Source organism: Frankia sp. R82 (assembly GCF_023716925.1).
Classification (GTDB): domain Bacteria; phylum Actinomycetota; class Actinomycetes; order Frankiales; family Frankiaceae; genus Frankia.
Genome location: NZ_JAMQQG010000054.1, coordinates 1 through 15,801 on the forward strand (window position 1 = coordinate 1; position 15,801 = coordinate 15,801).

General features: G+C 71.9%; 8 protein-coding genes and 1 pseudogene. 8 read left to right on the forward strand and 1 reads right to left on the reverse strand.

What is annotated here, in order from left to right:
* From ND747_RS12840 to glgP, 8 genes and pseudogenes are all read left to right on the forward strand, one after another.
* Positions 1-870 (forward strand): annotated as a pseudogene (locus tag ND747_RS12840) (zinc ribbon domain-containing protein); the annotation flags it as partial.
* A 742-nt stretch (positions 871-1,612) separates the two neighbouring features.
* The gene (locus tag ND747_RS12845; protein ID WP_308204619.1) at positions 1,613-3,301 is read left to right on the forward strand and encodes a glycosyl hydrolase; all 1,689 of its coding nucleotides are present in this window, start codon (positions 1,613-1,615) and stop codon (positions 3,299-3,301) included.
* A 344-nt stretch (positions 3,302-3,645) separates the two neighbouring features.
* Positions 3,646-4,884: an HpcH/HpaI aldolase/citrate lyase family protein gene (locus tag ND747_RS12850; RefSeq protein ID WP_251733759.1), complete on the forward strand. Its 1,239-nt coding sequence runs from the start codon at positions 3,646-3,648 to the stop codon at positions 4,882-4,884.
* Positions 4,881-6,320, forward strand: coding sequence for a phosphoribosyltransferase family protein (locus ND747_RS12855; protein ID WP_251733760.1), 1,440 nt, complete (start codon positions 4,881-4,883; stop codon positions 6,318-6,320). The genes ND747_RS12850 and ND747_RS12855 overlap by 4 nt, the downstream gene beginning before the upstream one ends.
* A complete protein-coding gene (locus ND747_RS12860; protein WP_251733761.1) occupies positions 6,317-7,453 on the forward strand; it encodes a cysteine protease StiP family protein in 1,137 nt (378 codons plus the stop codon). The genes ND747_RS12855 and ND747_RS12860 overlap by 4 nt, the downstream gene beginning before the upstream one ends.
* A gap of 14 nt (positions 7,454-7,467) precedes the next feature.
* Complete coding sequence (locus ND747_RS12865) at positions 7,468-8,403, forward strand: sucrose-6-phosphate hydrolase (RefSeq protein ID WP_251733762.1); 936 nt, start codon at positions 7,468-7,470, stop codon at positions 8,401-8,403.
* 459 nt (positions 8,404-8,862) lie between these two features.
* Positions 8,863-10,803, forward strand: a complete 1,941-nt coding sequence (gene acs / locus ND747_RS12870; RefSeq protein WP_251733765.1) for an acetate--CoA ligase — start codon at positions 8,863-8,865, stop codon at positions 10,801-10,803.
* A gap of 156 nt (positions 10,804-10,959) precedes the next feature.
* Positions 10,960-13,518, forward strand: a complete 2,559-nt coding sequence (gene glgP / locus ND747_RS12875) for an alpha-glucan family phosphorylase (protein WP_251733763.1) — start codon at positions 10,960-10,962, stop codon at positions 13,516-13,518.
* A 45-nt stretch (positions 13,519-13,563) separates the two neighbouring features.
* On the opposite strand, the gene glgX is transcribed toward glgP, so the two are convergent.
* On the reverse strand, positions 13,564-15,801 hold a 2,238-nt coding region (gene glgX, locus ND747_RS12880), incomplete at its 5' end, for a glycogen debranching protein GlgX (RefSeq protein ID WP_251733764.1).

Below are 15,801 nucleotides of genomic sequence, written 5' to 3' on the forward strand. Positions count from 1 at the left end.
GGTGGCGGGATGTCGGGCGGAACCCTGCCGCGGCGGCGTCCCGCCGGCTTCCCGCCACCCCCGACCGCCAGCGGCCCGTTGCCCACCCGCGACGATCCCGCCGCATCCGCCGACCCGCACGATCCGGCCGACCCGACGACCATGCCACCCGGCCCGGCCACCGGGCCGACGCCGGCCAGCTACTTCGCACCGGCTGGTCCAGCCGGGCCAGCTGACACCGCCGTTGCATCGGGTACGGCGGTGCCCCTCGGCAGCGTGGTGCCCACCGGTACCGTTGCGTCCGCGGGTATGGCGGCGGCACCGGTGGAGGGCATGCCGCCGTCGGAGGCGATGGCGATGGCGCTGGCTCCGACCGGGTCGACCGGGTCGACCACAGGGCCGCTTCCCGAGGTTCCGCCGGTAGCGGTCGCCGGCGGCGGGGCGGATCCGAACACCGCCAGCACCCTGGGCGCCACGGAGGCGATCGGAATCGCGCGGGCGTTCGGCGCCGGAGCCACGTTCACCGCGGCGGCGCGCCCGGGTACCGCGACGTCGGGGGAGAGCGCGCCGGGTGGATCGGTGCTGCCCACGGTCACCTACTCGGTGAGCCGCTCCGGTTGGCGGCGACGGACCATGCGGGTGCAGGTCCACACCTCGGGGCCGGTCGGCGAGCTGGTCCTCTACGCGCGGCCGGGCACCGCACCGCCGCGGGCCGCCGCCGAGGCACATGAACTGTCCCGGCTCGCCGCGGTGGACCAGGCGGTGACCCGGACCATCGACGTCACCCTGGACGGCGCCCAACTGCCATGGGGGGTGCGCCTGCTACCGGCGCTGCACCCGAGTGGATGGGCCGTGGCGCAGCCGGCCGACGAGGATCTGGTCGTCCGCTGACCCGATGGACGGCGCTGCGGCCGCCCGCCGCCCCGCTGCCGGCGGCCGCCCGGTCAGGCGGACGTTGGAGCCAGCGCTGGGCCCCACGTTTGGGCATCGATCCCACAGGGATCACATAATCGGGCGTGTGGAGTGAATCCATAGATCTTGTGTAGTCCCTATGTAGATCATATGTGGAGATGTCGTGCCAGATCGGCAATGATGGTGCTACCACGGAAAGTATTCGCCCAAGCGGCGTTCCTCGACGCCTGCGCTGCGTTTACGATTGGTCCCATCACATGCAGTTCCAGTACCGATCTGATGGGTGTCTGACATCGGATCGGAGCACCTGTCGGTCCGTCTCGATCGCGTGGCAAGGGTCGGCCGGCATCACGAACGGGCAGCCCTGTGCAGCCCGTTCGGCGGCACAACGTCGTGCTGTCGAACCCGAAGGGAACGCTGAGCGGTCGCATGCTGCGGCCAGCGCGGAGGGGACGTTCCAACGGCGGTCGTGATGCGGCCCGGTTCGGTAGGTCGATCGGTGGCGTGCCCGATGGGTGTGTCGACTCACGCCCTCACCGAAAGGCAGCGCGCGAGCATGGCCTCGACCCCTCGTCGCCGACCTACCCCTCTGGTCGGCCGCCCGGTCTCTCCCTTGTCCCGAGGTGGGCCGGGCCGTTCCCGTGCCGCCCACCGACGATCCCGTCCGTCCCGTCGACCCGTCCGTACCGGCACCCGACTCGGGCTCGCCACGGTCTTCATCGTGGGGTTGCTCCAGGCGACCATCTCGCCCGCGAACGCGGCGCCGGTCACGTCCACCCCAGCCCCGGCCTCGACTCCGGGTGTCGACACCGCCGCCTCGGCGAGTGCCTCGGCCTCGCCGTCCGGTAGCACGCCCGTCCCCGGTGTTCCGCTCACCACGATGACTCCGAGCGCGACCAGCCGTATCGCGCTGGTCCTGTTCGACGAGGACATCGTGCTCGTCGGCGGTCGCGGCTTCGCGCCCGACAACGACGTCTCGGTCGCCGCCCAGACCACCAGGCTAGGTGGCAGCGCGCTGATCCGCTCGGACACCGACGGCCGGTTCATCCTCGGCTTCCGCGTCCCGCCCGACTTCAAGGGCGCGGTCAACGTCAAGGCGACCCAGGGCGGCACCGGCGCCACGGGGTCCCTCGACGTCGTCGGCCCGCAGGCCGCCGCAGAAGAGTTCAAGACCGCACCACCGCTACCGAACCTCCCCGTCGGGTCCGCCGGCAGCACCGCCGCCGGCCCGAGCGGGCCCGCGGTCGCATCCCCGACGGCCTCACCAGCGAGTTCCGACCAGAGCACGGCGGACGTCCCGCGCCCGACCGCCGCGACTCCCTCGGTCACGCTGGCACCCACGCCCTCGGCCAGGCCGACCACCCGCCCGGTCACCCCGGAGACGACCGGGCCGCAGACCGTGACGCCCGCCGTTCCCTCGCCGGCCACGGCCGCGTCCTCGCCGGCGGCAGCCGAGACCGCGACCGCGGGCGGCACGTCGTCCGGCGCGGTCGCCGGCAGCGGCGCCGGAGACACCCGCGGCACCCAGTCCGGTCTGCCCTGGATGTCCGGCTACCAGTCGCACCAGCTGGCCTCGCTCACCCAGTTCGGCAACTGGCGGGGCCGGCCCAACGACCTGGTGCACGTCTACACCACCCGCACCGCCGGCTGGGGCGGCCTGGTCGACCCGACCTCGCTGATGGATCAGTTCAAGACCTTCCCCGGCAAGCTGCTCATCAGCGAGCCGACCTACCCCCAGGGGCAGGGCAGCAACGGCGAGTGTGCCACGGGCGCCTATGACGACCAGTGGAAGAAGCTCGGTACCTCCCTGGTCGCCCACAACCGGGCCGACTCGATCGTCCGGATCGGCTGGGAGTTCAACGGCACCTTCATGTACTGGCACAGCGACTCGGACGCAGCCGCGTTCAAGACCTGCTTCCAGAAGATCTCCGCCGCGATCCGCTCCACCGACCCGCAGGTCAAGATCGACTGGACGTTCAACGCGCACGCCTCGCCGGTGCCCAGCGGCAACAGCCCGTGGAGCGCCTACCCCGGCGACCAGTACGTCGACTACGTCGGCATCGACTCCTACGACCACTTCCCGGCGTCCAAGGACGACGCGACCTGGAACAAGCAGTGCGAGGACGTCAACGGCCTGTGCTACGTGATCCGGTTCGCCCAGCAGCACGGGAAGAAGGTCGGCGTCGGCGAGTGGGGCGTGGCGTCCTGCTCCGGTGACGGCGGTGGGGACAACCCCTTCTACATCAAGAAGATGTACGACACGTTCAAGTCGGCCGGGACGGCGATGGGCTACGACGCCTACTTTGCCGACGCCGCCCCCGGCAACGTCTGCTCAACGATCATGAATGGTGGTCAGAACCCCAAGTCCGCCGCCGAGTACAAGACCCTGTTCGGCACCGGCACGGGCTGATCTCGCCAGCTGATCCCGGCCGGCGCGGGTCCCCGACGCGCCGGTGACAGCGGGGCCACCCCTGCCGATGTGCAGGGGTGGCCCCGCTTTTTGCGGTGGGCATCGTTCGGATCGGCAGCTGGCGCGACAATGACCATAGGGTGACAGAAAAATGTCATCTGGTTGATGACTGTCATGGTCTGTCGCCGGACCTGGGTGGACGGGTACCGTCACCCCAAACGCGACGTTTCACGATCTTGTCGGCTTCGGTCTGGCGCCTGGCGATGGGACCCCGGGTGCCAGACCGAACGACGGTCAGGACATGGGTCGGGTGACGTCGCCGCGGGAGACGAGGAGATCGCCGCGTGCGCCACTTCGCCTTCCTCGACCCCCCGGTGGTCGAGGCTCTGTTTCACCGGCCACCGGAGGAGATCCCCGCCGACGGCGACCGCCGGTTGCTCGCCACGGCGCTGGGCGCCACCCTCTACGCGCCCGGCACCCGCTTCCGGCTCGCCCAGGACGTGCGTCGCCAGACCGCGGCCGGGGTGACGTCCATGGTGCTGTGCCTGGAGGACGCGATCGCCGACACCGAGGTCGCCCTCGCCGAGGCGAACGTTGTCACCGCCCTGCGCGACCTCGCCGACGACCCACCGCGCTCGGGCACCGGAATGCCGTTGCTGTTCGTCCGGGTCCGCGCCGTGAACCAGATTCCCGATCTCATCGGCCGGCTCGGCGCCGCCGGGGCAGCCTGCCTCGCCGGGTTCGTCCTGCCCAAGTTCTCCGAGGACGGCGGTGAGGTCGCGCTGGAGGCGGTGCTGCGGGCCGCCGACACGATCGGTCGGCCGCTGTGGGCGATGCCGGTGCTGGAGAGCCCCCCGGTGATCAACCGGGAGACCCGGGTGGAGGCGCTCGGCGCGGTCCGCCGGCTGGTGGACAAGCACGCCGACCAGGTGCTCGCGATCCGCCTCGGTGCCACCGACCTGTGCGGCCTGTTCGGCCTGCGCCGGGACCGCGACCTCACGATCTACGACATCGCCGTGGTGCGCGACTGCATCGCCGACATCGTGAACATCTGCGCCCGCGGCGGTGACCACATCGTCACCGGCCCGGTGTGGGAGTACTTCGCCGCCGCCGAGCGGCTGTTCGTCAGTTCCCTGCGGGTGACGCCGTTCGAGCAGGCCGAGGGTGTCGACGGGGAGCAGGCCGTCCGGATGCGCAGCGCCCTGGTCTCCTCCGACCTCGACCGGCTCATCCGCGAGGTCGTCCTTGACCGGGCCAACGGCCTGTGCGGCAAGACGGTCATCCATCCCAGCCACATCCCCGCCGTGCACGCCCTGCACGTCGTCAGCCAGGAGGAGTACGCCGACGCCGAGTCGATCCTCACCGGCAACGCCCAGACCGGCAACGCCGGCGGGGTGCGCCGCTCGAGCTACGCCAACAAGATGAACGAACTCGGCCCGCACCGGGCCTGGGCCGAGGCGGTGTTGCGCCGCGCCCGCGCGTTCGGTGTCCTGCGCGAGGGCGACACCTTCGTCGAGGTTCTCGCCGCCTCCGCCGCCGCCGCCCCCGGCGCCTCCGCCGAACCTGCCGGAGCGGGCCGATGACCACCACGGCAGGTCCGGCTACGGACGCGGACTGGCTGTGGTCGGAGCTCGGTCTCGTCACCGAGGTGACCGCCGACGAGTCCGGGGGTGGCCTGGACGCCCTGGTCGGCCTCGCCCTGCGGCGCAATCCGCGTCGGGCGCATCTGCTGGTCAGCCGGGTGCTCGGCAAGCACCTGCCGGTCGACCCGGCCGTCGCCCTGGCCGCCGGCCGCCAGCTGGCCGCCCAGGTCCGCCGCCTGCCCGGTCTCATCCCGGCCATGGCGGCTGTCGATGCTGGTGCTGCCGCGGTCGATGCTGCCGTGATCGAGGATGTGGCCGTGGTCGCGCGCGGACCGCTGGTCATCGGCTACTGCGAGACCGCGACGGCACTCGGCCATGCGGTCGCCGACGGCCTGCCGGGCAGCCACTACCTGCACACCACCCGCCGCGACACCCCCGGCGTGTCACCGGTGCTGGAGTTCACCGAGTCGCACTCGCACGCCTCGTTCCACTGGCTGGTGCCGCGCGACCCGGCGATCCTGCGCGACGGCCGGCCGATCGTCCTCGTCGATGACGAGCTGTCCACGGGACGCACCGCGCTGGGCACGATCCGGATCCTGCACGCCCACGCCCCCCGGGCGCACTATGTGGTGGCGGCGCTGGTGGATGCCCGACCGGCCCCCGCCCGGGCGGCGTTCGCGGAGCTCGCCGCCGAACTCGCGGTGCGCATCGACGTCGTGTCCCTCATCGCCGCGACCGTCGCCGTTCCCCCGGACATCGCCGAGCGGGCGGCCCGCATCCGCGCCCGGTTCGCCCCGTCCCCCCCCGACCCGGATCCTGATCCCGGTCCCGCGACCGCTGCGGGGCCGACCGGTCCGGCTGGTGCCGGACAGCCTGGTGCCGGGTGGGATCCGTCGGTACGGTGGCTGGCCGCTGCCTGGCCGGCGGATCTGCCCGACGGCGGGCGGTTCGGCTGGTCGTCGCGCGACGGCCGTCGACTCGACGCGCTGCTCGATCCGCTCGCCGCCACCGTGCGGGCGGCGTTGACCGAACCGCGCGGGCGCACCCTGGTGCTCGGCACCGAGGAGTTCATGTACGTACCGATGCGGATCGCGGCGGCCCTCGCCCGCGGCGGCCAGGGTGAGGTCCGCTACCAGTCGACGACGCGCTCCCCGGTCCATCCCCTCGACGCCGACGGCTGTGCCATCCGCAGCGCGCTCACCTTCCCCGCCCCGGACGACCCACGTCGGGCCAGCCACGTCTACAACGTGCGTCCCGGCCAGTACGACGACATCGTCGTGATCATCGATGCGGGTGTGGACGCCACCGCGCCCATCCCGACCGCCGATCCGTCCGGCCTCGTCGCCCGGCTGCGCGCGTGCGCCGCCGTCACCGTGCTCACCGTCGCCGCCGACCTGCCGCCGACCCGCCTCCGAGGGGACACCCCACACCGATGACCAGGCCAGTACAGACGATCGGGTCGGGATCCTACGACCCGGCGGACGTCACGTTCCTGCTCACCGACCTCAGCGACGTCGACCTCGAACGGCCCACCGAGGACCGGGAGGAGGCGATGCAGGCCGGCCGGCACTACTCCGAGGACCTTCCGGTCGAGTACCAGCCCGACGACAGCTACCTGCAGCTCTACCACCAGGCCCTGGAGCGCTCGGCCCGGCGGGTGGCACTGGCCACCGGGGTGGTCGCGGAGCTGGTGCGGGTCACCAAGCCGCATCCGGTGCTGGTCTCCATCGCCCGCGCCGGCACCCCGGTCGGCATCCTGATGCGCCGCTGGTACGGCTTCCGGCACGGGTTGGACGTCCCACACCACGCCATCTCGGTGATCAAGGATCGGGGGGTGGACATGAACGCCGTGCGCCACCTGACCGACCGGTTCGACCGGGCGGCGATCCAGTTCGTCGACGGCTGGACCGGAAAGGGCGTGATGACCCGGGTCCTCACCGAGGCCCTGGCCGGCCTCGGTCTCGACGACACCCTCGCCGTGCTCGCGGACCCGGCCCGCTGTGTCTCCCTCTACGGCACCCGCGACGACTTCCTCATCCCCAGCGCCTGCCTGAACTCCACCGTCAGCGGCCTGGTGAGCCGCACCGTGCTCAACGCCGAGCACATCGGCCCGGACGACTTCCACGGCGCGAAGTTCTACCGGGAACTGGCACCGCACGACCTCTCCCGCCATTTCATCGAGACGATCGTGGCGCAGTTCGACGCGGTCGCGGACGAGGTCGACGCGGCCTGGCCGGTCCTGTGGGCCGCCGACCGCACGCCGACCTGGGCGGGCTGGGCGGCGGTGGAGCGCATCGCCGCCGACTACGACATCCCCGACGTCGTCATGGTCAAGCCCGGCGTCGGCGAGGCGACCCGGGTGCTGCTGCGCCGGGTGCCCTGGCGCATCCTCGTCGCCCCCGGCCGCGAGGACGAACTCGCCCATGTGCTCGCCTTGGCCGCCGACCGTGGCGTCCCGGTCGAGGAGCGCGCCGACCTGCCGTTCTCCTGCGTCGGCCTGGTTCGCCCTCTCGGCGCCACGACGACCTTCCACACCCCCGGCGCCCGCTGGCGCCCGCCGACTCCGTGACAGATTCCGGCCCGGTGACCAACGCTCGCCCCGGAACGGGGTCCGATCCGACCGCCGCCGGTCGGGTGCCGGTGCACCTGGCCGCGCTCGACCTGGACAAGACGCTGATCTTCTCCGCCCGCTCGCTGCTCCTGCCCGTCCCGGTGACCTCACCGGCGCAGGACCTGCCAGCAGGGGGCGGCCAGACGGTGGGCCCGGTGGCCGGCGCGGAGCCGGCGGAGGTGGTGGAGGTCGAGCGGTACAACGGGGCGCCGCAGTCGTATGCCACCGTCGGCGAACTGACGCTGCTCGCCGAGCTGGACCGGGTCGCCGTCGTGGTCCCCGTGACCACCCGGACCCTCGCCCAGTACCGCCGGGTCGACCTGGGCATCCGACCCCGGTACGCGATCGCCGCGAACGGTGGGCACCTGCTCGTCGACGGCGAACCGGATCCCGCCTGGGCGGCCACCGTCGCCGCGGATCTCACCGACTGTGCGCCGCTGGCCGAGATGCTCGCGCACGCCGAGCAGTTCGCCGCCGGCTGGGCCCGCCTCGTGCGCACCGCCGACGACCTGTTCGTCTATGTGGTCGCGCACGCCCGGACCGACATCCCCGACCTCACCGCGCTCACGGCCCGGGCAGAGGCGGGCGGCTGGTCGGTGTCGCAGCAGGGCCGCAAGGTCTACCTGGTGCCCGTCGCCCTGACCAAACAACGGGCCGTGGACGAGGTGCGCCGCCGCACCGGCACCCGCGTCCAGCTGGCCGCCGGGGACTCCGTCCTGGACATCCCGATGCTGCTCGCCGCCGACGCCGCCGTCCGACCGGCGCACGGTGAACTGCACGAACTCGCCTGGACGGCCCCCCACGTCACCATCACCGCGGACGCGGGCGGCCTCGCCGGCGAACAACTGCTCGCCGCCCTGCTGGACCGCATCCATGCCGACCACCCCATGCCAACCACCCGACTCTGACCCTCCCTTCCGCCCGCCCTGCCGCCTCCTCCCTGGGGACGAAACGGACGTCGAGTCCTGTAGCGAAGACAGCGGTCCTCTCGGCCGTGCAGACACCCGGCAGAAAGAACACATTGCCTCCGTCAAGGGGTCGCTGGTGCGGCATGCACCGACGCGGCACGACCGGTGCGACCGGGATGTGACACCGGCACCGGCGCAGCGCCGACACCGGCACGGCACGGCGGACGCCGATGTGGGCCTGGCGGGGCTGCGTACTGTCGGCCGAGGTGGGGGAGTCGAGGCTGCCCTGGCACGACCGTTCGTGGTAGACCGGTGATCCGATCCGGACAGTTCGGGTCTCGGGTAGATCGGGCTCCGAACGCCTCGGATCCTGGACATCGCCGGTCCCAGGACCCAGCCGATCCCAGACACACTGATGTGGGAGGAACCGTGACCGACCTGGAAGTCGCGCTTGAGGACATGTTGGCGGTGGAGCGGTTCGACCCGCCGGCGGAGTTCACCCGCCGCCGCTCCGTCGAGGCCGATCTGGCCGCAGCGAACGCCGATTCCGAGCAGTTCTGGGCCGACGCCGCCCGCGACCTGCTGACCTGGGAAAAGCCATTCACTCAGGTGCTTGACGACAGCAACCCGCCGTTCTACACCTGGTTCGCCGACGGCGAGCTGAACCTCTCGGCGAACTGCCTGGACCGTCATGTCGCCGCCGGGCGCGGCGATCGGGTGGCTTTTCACTGGCGTGGGGAGGAGGGGGAGCGGCGCGACGTCAGCTACGCGCAGCTACTTGCCGACACCGAGCGGCTGGCGAACGGCCTTCGTGGGCTGGGGGTGGTGGCCGGGGACGTCGTCGGCATCTTTTTGCCGATGATTCCCGAGGTGGCGGCTGCGATGCTGGCCTGCGCCCGGATCGGGGCCGTGCACAACGTGGTTTTCGGCGGATTCGCGCCGTCCGCGGTCCGGGAGCGGATGGAGGTCTCCGAGGCGAAGGTGCTCATCACCGTCGACGGGGCGCGGCGCAAGGGCCGGCGGGCCGAGGTGAAGGCCGCTGTCGACGCCGAGCTCGGGGATCTGCCGGCACTTGCACACATCGTGGTCGTGCGTGGCCCGGGAGAGCACCCCGGCGAGGTGCCGATGACGCCGGGTCGCGACATCTGGTACGACGAGCTGCTTGCCGCGGCCGACCCGCACTGCCCGGCCGTGTCGCTACCGGCCGAGCATCCTCTGTTCATTCTGTACAGCTCCGGGTCCACGGCGAAGCCGAAGGGAATTCTGCACACCACCGCCGGTTATCTGCTCGGCGCGACGTACACCCATCGAATGGTGTTCGACCTCGACGCGGACACCGACGTGTACTGGTGTTCCGCTGACGTCGGATGGATCACCGGACATTCGTACATCGTGTACGGACCCCTGTCGAACGGTGCGACGTCCGTGATGTACGAGGGAGCGCCGGACTACCCGGATCGTGACATCTGGTGGCAGCTCATCGAGGAATACAAGGTCACCGTGTTCTACACGGCACCGACCGCGATCCGCACCTGCATCAAGTGGGGCCCGGAGTATCCGGGGCGTCATGACCTTTCCTCGCTGCGGGTGCTCGGAACGGTCGGCGAGCCGATCAACCCGAAAGCCTGGTTGTGGTATCACCTGGTCATCGGCGGCGGCCGTTGCCCGATCGTCGACACGTGGTGGCAGACCGAGACCGGCTCGGTGCTCATCTCGCCGTTGGCCGGTGTCACGACCACCAAGCCCGGATCGGCGACCCGGGCCCTGCCCGGTATCAGCCCGGCGCTGCTCGGTGAGGACGGTGCGCCGGTCACCGAGGGCACCGGCATCCTGGTGATCACCAGGCCGTGGCCGTCGATGCTGCGCACCCTCTACAAGGACGACAAGCGGTTCGTCGAAACCTATTTCTCCCGGTTCGGTCCGACGACCTACGTGGTCGGTGACGCGGCCCGCCTCGACGCCGACGGCTACTTCTGGATCATCGGCCGGATCGACGACGTGATCAACGTGTCGGGGCACCGGTTGTCCACCGCCGAGGTCGAGTCGGCGATCGTCGCCCACGAGGCGGTGGCCGAGGCCGCCGTCGTCGCCGAACCCGACGAGCAGACCGGGCAGGCGATCGTCGCGTTCGTGACGCTCGCCGGGGACCGGGTCGGTGACGCCTCCGTCGAGGCGGAGCTGCGCGACCATGTCGCCCGGCGGATCGGCAAACTGGCCCGGCCGCGGCGCATCATCTGGGCCGACGACCTGCCCAAGACCCGCTCCGGCAAGATCATGCGCCGACTGTTGCGGGACGTCGCCGCCGGCCGGGAACTCGGTGACGTCACGACGCTGCGCGACCCGGCCGTCATGGCCGTCATCGCCGACCGGGTGCGCGGCGCCCGCGACGACGAGGAATGAGCCGCCGGCTGACGACGAACAGGGCGCTCCAACCGGGCGAATCGTGCAGGAAAGCGACTGATCGGCCGTCTGGGCGGCGAGTTGTTCGGCGAGCGTACCCCGCTGGTCGAACCCGCGTGTGCTGACGTCACTCGGACTGTCTAGGCTCACCACTTCGTGAGAGCCCTCCGACGGTTCACCGTCCGTGCGCAGCTCCCGGAGCAGCTTGCTCCACTGGGGGAACTTGTTCTGAATCTCCGCTGGTCCTGGCATCCCGAGACGCTCGACCTGTTCGAGTCGGTGGATCCGGAACTGTGGCGGGCGACCAAGGGAGATCCGGTCCGCCTGCTCGGCGAGGTCGACCATGACCGACTCGCGGCGCTGGCCGCCGACCGCCGGTTCGTCCGCCGCCTGACCGATCTTGCCGACGACCTGCAGGACTATCTGAGCACGGACCTGTGGTACCAGCGGCAGCACGCCTCGGGCGCGCCCGCGGCGATCGCCTACTTCTCCCCGGAGTTCGGCATCACCGAAGTGCTGCCGCAGTACTCCGGGGGTCTGGGCATTCTCGCTGGTGATCATCTCAAGACGGCCAGCGACCTCGGCGTGCCGATCATCGGGGTGGGCCTGCTGTACCGGGCGGGGTACTTCGTCCAGTCGCTGTCGCGGGACGGGTGGCAGCAGGAGCGCTACCCGGGAATCGACCCGCACGGCCTGCCGCTGACCCAGCTCACCGATGCCGCCGGGCGTCCGGTGAAGGTCGCCGTCGGGCTGCCCGAGGGCCGGACCCTGCACGCCCAGATCTGGAAGGCGCAGGTCGGCCGGGTCCCGCTGTTGCTGCTCGACTCGGACGTCGAGGACAACCAGCCGGCCGAGCGCGGGGTCACCGACCGGCTCTACGGCGGCGGCACCGACCACCGGCTGCTGCAGGAGATGCTGCTGGGCATCGGCGGCGTGCGGGCCCTGCGCGCGTACGCGGCGGTGACCGGGACGCCCGCGCCGGAGGTCTACCACACCAACGAGGGGCACGCCGGCTTTCTCGGCCTGGAGCGCATCCGCGAGCTGGTCGAGACGGGCCTGAGCTTCGACGAGGCGCTCGAGGCCGCCCGCGCCGGCACGCTGTTCACCACCCACACCCCGGTGCCCGCCGGCATCGACCGGTTCCCCCGCGACCTGGTCGCCCGGCACTTCGGCGGGGACAACGCGTGGCCGGGGGTGGCGGTAGAACGGATCCTCGACCTCGGTGTCGAGGCCGACCCGAACGTGTTCAACATGGCGCACATGGGACTGCGCCTGGCCCAGCGGTCCAACGGGGTCAGCAAACTGCACGGCATCGTCAGCCGGGAGATGTTCGCGGGCCTGTGGCCCGGGTTCGACGCCGCCGAGGTGCCGATCGGCTCGGTCACCAACGGCGTGCACGCCCCGACCTGGGTGTCGCGCACCGTGCTGGACCTCGCCGAGCGGGCGGCCGGCCCGGGTCTGCGCGGCGACGACGCCGCCGGCTTCGACGCGCTCGCCACCCTGGACGACGACGTTGTCTGGGCGGCGCGCCGGGTGCTGCGGGAACGTCTCGTCGCCGAGGTCCGCCGCCGGCTTCGGGCCTCCTGGCTCGAACGCGGCGCGGCGCCGGGCGAACTCGACTGGATCGAGTCGGTGTTCGACCCGGACATTCTGACGATCGGCTTCGCCCGCCGGGTGCCGTCCTACAAGCGGCTCACCCTGATGCTGCGTGACCGGGACCGGTTGCGCCGTCTGCTGCTGCACCCCGAACGGCCGATCCAGATGGTCATCGCCGGCAAGGCGCATCCCGCCGACGACGGCGGCAAGCAGCTCGTCCAGCAGATCGTCCAGTTCGCCGACGACCCGGCCGTCCGGGCCCGGATCGTCTTTCTGCCTGACTACGACATCGGCATGGCCCGGTTCCTGTATTCCGGGTCGGACGTCTGGCTGAACAACCCGCTGCGCCCGTTGGAGGCCTGCGGCACGTCCGGGATGAAGGCGGCGCTCAACGGCTGCCTGAACCTGTCCATCCGGGACGGCTGGTGGGACGAGATGTACGACGGCCAGAACGGCTGGGCGATCCCCACCGCGGACGGCGTCGAGGATCCCGATCGCCGTGACGACATCGAGTCCGCCGCGCTGTACGACCTGATCGAGAACACCGTGGCCACCCGGTTCTACGACCGGGAGGCCCCCGGCTCGTCGCCGCGGCGCTGGACGGCGATGGTCCGCCACACGCTGTCCACGCTCGGCCCGCAGGTGTTGGCCAGCCGGATGGTGCAGGAGTACGTCGAGCGCTACTACCTGCCGGCCGGGGTGTCGGCGCGGGCCGCCGCCGCCGACGGCCTGGCCGGTGCGCGTGACCTGGCGGCCTGGAAGGCGCGGGTGCGGGGGGCCTGGTCGGGCGTGCGGGTGCTCAACGTCGACTCCGCCGGTCTCGGTGACACGCCGCAGGTGGGCCAGTCGCTGGTGGTCCGGGCGACGGTCGACCTCGGCGGGCTCGCCCCGACCGACGTCGACGTGATCGCCTCCTACGGCCGGGTGGACCTCGCCGACCGGATCACCGCCCCGGCCACGCTGTCGCTGCAGCAGGTCGAGGACGGCGAGGGCGCCCAGCGCTACGAGGGCACCATCCCGCTCGGGCGCACCGGCCCGTTCGGGTACACCGTGCGGGTCCTGCCCCGCCACCCGCTCGCCGCGAGCGTCGCCGAACTCGGCCTGGTCACCAATCCGTAGCCGGCCCGCCCAGCCAGCCGGAGGCCGGCGGCGGTAGGTAGGTGGTCACCGATCCGTGGCCGCCGGTGGCTGCGCCCGCAGCAGCACGACGCTGCGGGCGCACACGGCCAGCGGCGCCCCGGGGGCCAGCACCCGCCGCGGCGCCGGCTGCGGCGCCGCGAACCCGCCGAGATCGTCCTCGGCGGTGTCCAGCAGCAGTTCGAACCGTTCGGCCCAGGGCACGCCGGGCAGCGTGACGACCGTGTCCTCCCCGTGCGGATGCAGGATGCACAGCAGCCCCGGCTCGTCGCCTCCCGCGCCGTCGGCGGGGGGGTGGGTGCGCTCGGCGGGGGTGCCGGCGATGTGGGCCACCAGGGTGACCAGGCGGGCGGCCCACCAGTCCGCCGGTGACATCACCTGCCCGTCCACCCGTAGCCAGGTGATGTCGGCGAGCTGCTCCGGACCGGACTCGCCACCGTGGAAGAACCGGTCGCGGTGCAGCGAACCCAGCTCGTCGCGCAATGCCACCAGCCCCGAGACCAGCCGCGTCAGCAGCGGATCGCTGCCCGCGGGATCGTCGGTGCCGCGCGGGTCCGGACCGGCGGGCGGCTGCGAGCCGCCGGGCAGCTGCGCGGTGGGCCAGCTCAGCCAGGACGTCTCGTTGTCCTGGCAGTAGCCGTTGTTGTTGCCCCCCTGGGTGCGGCCGAACTCGTCCCCGGCGAGCAGCATCGGCACGCCGGCGGACAGCAGCAGGGTGGTCAGCAGCCCGCGGCGCACCCGGCGGCGCAGCCCGAGGATGGCCGGGTCGTCGGTGGGGCCCTCCACGCCGTAGTTCGCCGACCGGTTGTCGGAGTCGCCGTCCCGGTTGCCCTCGCCGTTGGCCTCGTTGTGCTTCGTCGCGTACGAGACGAGATCGGCCAGCGGGAAACCGTCATGGGCGGTGATGAAGTTGACCGACGCCCACGGTCGACGTCCGCCGTGTTCGAACAGGTCGGACGAGCCGGTGAGCCGGTAGCCGAGGTCGGCGACGCCACTGGTGCGCCCGTTCCAGACGTCGCGCACCGTGTCGCGGAAGCGGCCGTTCCACTCGGCCCACGGCGCGGGGAACGCCCCGACCTGGTACCCGTACGCACCGACGTCCCAGGGCTCGGCGATCAGTTTCACCGTGGACAGGACCGGGTCGGCGTGGATGGCGGTGAGCAGCGGGGCCGACGGGTCGAAGCCGTCCGGGTTACGGGCCAGGGCACTGGCGAGGTCGAAGCGGAACCCGTCGACACCCATGTCGGCGACCCAGTAACGCAGCGAGTCGCAGATCAGCTTCACCACATGCGGGTTCGTCACGTTGAGAGTGTTGCCGCAGCCGGTGACATCGCGGTAGCGCCGTGGGTCGGTCGGTTCCACCCGATAGTAGGTGGTGTTGTCCAGCCCGCGCAGTGACAGCGTCGGCCCCCGCTCGCTGCCCTCGGCGCTGTGGTTGTAGACGACGTCGAGCAGCACCTCGATGCCGGCGGCGTGCAGCGTGGCCACCATGGCCCGGAACTCGGCGATCGGATCGGCGCTGGCGGCGTAGGCGGCCTGCGGGGCGAAGAACGCCAGGCTGTTGTACCCCCAGTAGTTGGTTTTCGAGGCCTCGAGCAGCATCGGCTCGGAGACCGAGGCGTGCACCGGCAGCAGCTCGATCGCGGTGACTCCCAGCCGGATCAGATGGTCCACGATCACCGGATGCGCAAGGCCCGCGTAGGTGCCGCGCAGGTGTTCGGGCAGCCCCGGGTGCCGGCGGGTCAGACCCCGCACGTGCGCCTCGTAGATCACAGTATGGGACCACGGCGTCGCCGGTCGGTTCGCGGCCGGATGCCCGGGTGCGCCGCCAGCCGGCGGCTGGCCCGGCTCGTGCTCGTCCGGGTGGCCGTGCGGGTCCGTGACCACGCAGTGGGGCACATACGGTGCGGAGTCGCGCGGGTCCGGGTCGCGTCCGTACGGATCGCCGCCGCCGTACCCGTAGATCGCCGGGTCGGCCCGCAGCGTGCCCGTGAGCAGCCGGGCATACGGATCGACCAGCAGTTTCGCCGGGTTGTACCGCTGCCCGCGGCCCGGGTCGTACGGCCCGTGGGCCCGCAGCCCGTAGTGCGCGCCCGGGCGCACCCCCGGCAGGTAGCCGTGCCACACCCCGCCGTCACGCTCGGGCAGCCGGTGGCGGGTCTCGATGCCCGCGGCGTCGAACAGGCAGAACTCGACCGCGTCCGCCCCCGGCGCGACGACCGCGATGTTCACCCCCGCGCCGTCGAAGCTCACCCCGAGCGGCGC